Origin of the sequence: Sinorhizobium sp. BJ1, from assembly GCF_002531555.1 — a bacterium.
Taxonomy (GTDB): domain Bacteria; phylum Pseudomonadota; class Alphaproteobacteria; order Rhizobiales; family Rhizobiaceae; genus Sinorhizobium; species Sinorhizobium fredii_B.
In genome coordinates, this window is the sequence record NZ_NWTH01000077.1 from 1 (window position 1) to 2,500 (window position 2,500).

Sequence of the window (2,500 nt, forward strand, 5' to 3'; positions counted from 1 at the left end):
GTTTGCGATCCTCGGCCTTTGGCCCTGCGGTCCGGGGGGCTGCTCCACCCGGCGTTTTGCGGTTTCCGAAGCAAGAAAAGGCCGCGTTGAGCGGCCCATTGTTTCGGCCGGGCCGAAGGCTGAAGAGAAGATGATCTTTTTGCGCCGCTGCCTTGTCCGTCTCGTTGGCTCGACGGGGAGCGGCGTTTTACGCTTGCGATTTGCAGACCTGGCAGCGACCTACTCTCCCGCGTCTTAAGACGAAGTACCATCGGCGCTGGGGCGTTTCACGGCCGTGTTCGGAATGGGAACGGGTGCAGCCACCCCGCCAGAACCACCAGGTCGGCAAAGCGCAAGCTTTGCTCCCCGGAGGGAGCAAACTGATTTGAGAAGCTGGCTGAAGTTTTCACTTCATTTTTTGAACACGTCTTTGACGGTGCTTGTGGCGCTTACCGGAGCGTCAGCTCCGCAAGGCCAAAGGCCGTCGCGCCTTTTGGCGCGGCCCGTCCGGAGCGCTTTTGCGCGTCAGGACAGAAGACAGCATCATCAAACTTCGTTTGATGAGCATGAGCAATGGGAACGATCAAGCCGATCGAACGATTAGTACCGGTAAGCTTCATGCGTTGCCGCACTTCCACACCCGGCCTATCAACGTGGTCGTCTTCCACGGTTCTCAAGGGAATACTCGTTTTCAGGTGGGTTTCCCGCTTAGATGCCTTCAGCGGTTATCCCTTCCATATATAGCTACCCTGCTATGCCCTTGGCAGGACAACAGGTCCACCAGAGATATGTCCATCCCGGTCCTCTCGTACTAGGGACAGATCCTGTCAATATTCCTACACCCACGGCAGATAGGGACCGAACTGTCTCACGACGTTCTGAACCCAGCTCACGTACCGCTTTAATTGGCGAACAGCCAAACCCTTGGGACCTGCTCCAGCCCCAGGATGCGATGAGCCGACATCGAGGTGCCAAACAACCCCGTCGATATGGACTCTTGGGGGTCATCAGCCTGTTATCCCCGGCGTACCTTTTATCCGTTGAGCGATGGCCCTTCCACGCGGGACCACCGGATCACTATGACCGACTTTCGTCTCTGCTCGACTTGTCAGTCTCGCAGTCAGGCGGGCTTATGCCATTGCACTCGACGAGCGATTTCCGACCGCTCTGAGCCCACCATCGCGCGCCTCCGTTACTCTTTCGGAGGCGACCGCCCCAGTCAAACTACCCACCATACACTGTCCCGGATCCGGATGACGGACCGCGGTTAGACATCCATGACGATAAGGGTGGTATTTCAAGGATGGCTCCACGAGAACTGGCGTCCCCGCTTCAAAGCCTACCACCTATCCTACACATGCCGACACGAATGCCAGTGTAAAGCTATAGTAAAGGTGCACGGGGTCTTTCCGTCTGACCGCAGGAACCCCGCATCTTCACGGGGAATTCAATTTCACTGAGTCTATGTTGGAGACAGCGGGGAAGTCGTTACGCCATTCGTGCAGGTCGGAACTTACCCGACAAGGAATTTCGCTACCTTAGGACCGTTATAGTTACGGCCGCCGTTTACTGGGGCTTCGATTCAGAGCTTGCACCCCTCCTCTTAACCTTCCAGCACCGGGCAGGCGTCAGACCCTATACGTCGTCTTGCGACTTCGCAGAGCCCTGTGTTTTTGATAAACAGTCGCTACCCCCTGGTCTGTGCCACCCCATCTGACTTGCGTCAAAAAGGGTCACGCTTCTTCCGAAGTTACGCGTGCAATTTGCCGAGTTCCTTCAACATAGTTCTCTCAAGCGCCTTGGTATACTCTACCTGACCACCTGTGTCGGTTTCGGGTACGGTCTATACGGTGGAGCTATTTCCTGGAACCGCGCCGCCGCCCGGACAATCCAATAAGTCCGAACAACTTGTGCGATCCGTCACTACCACCAGGCCCACGAATATTAACGTGGTTCCCATCGACTACGCGTGTCCGCCTCGTCTTAGGGGCCGGCTAACCCTGCTCAGATTAACTTTAAGCAGGAACCCTTGGTCTTTCGGCGAGAGGGTCTCTCACCCTCTTTATCGTTACTCATGTCAACATTCGCACTTCCGATACCTCCAGGACCCCTCACGGGTATCCCTTCACAGGCTTACGGAACGCTCCGCTACCCCTACGTCTTCGCTAGAAGATCGTAAGCCTCAGCTTCGGTGCATGGCTTCAGCCCCGTTACATTTTCGGCGCAAAGACCCTTATTTAGACCAGTGAGCTGTTACGCTTTCTTTAAATGATGGCTGCTTCTAAGCCAACATCCTGGTTGTTTTGGGATCCTCACATCCTTTCCCACTTAGCCATGACTTGGGGACCTTAGCTGGAGGTCAGGGTTGTTGCCCTTTTCACGACGGACGTTAGCACCCGCCGTGTGTCTGCCGACTAGTACTCCCCGGTATTCGGAGTTTGGTTAGGATCAGTAAGACGGTGAGTCCCCATAGCCCATCCAGTGCTCTACCCCCGGGGGTATTCGGTCGACGCTCTACCTA

At 55.8% G+C, this 2,500-nt stretch carries 2 rRNA genes (1 of these 2 cut by a window edge); both read right to left on the reverse strand.

Features of this window, described 5'->3' with window-relative positions:
• Positions 1 to 206: 206 nt before the first annotated feature.
• Positions 207 to 321 (reverse strand): 5S ribosomal RNA (gene rrf, locus CO676_RS33755).
• A gap of 237 nt (positions 322 to 558) precedes the next feature.
• Positions 559 to 2,500 (reverse strand): 23S ribosomal RNA (locus CO676_RS33760); it runs 1,012 nt beyond the window's last position.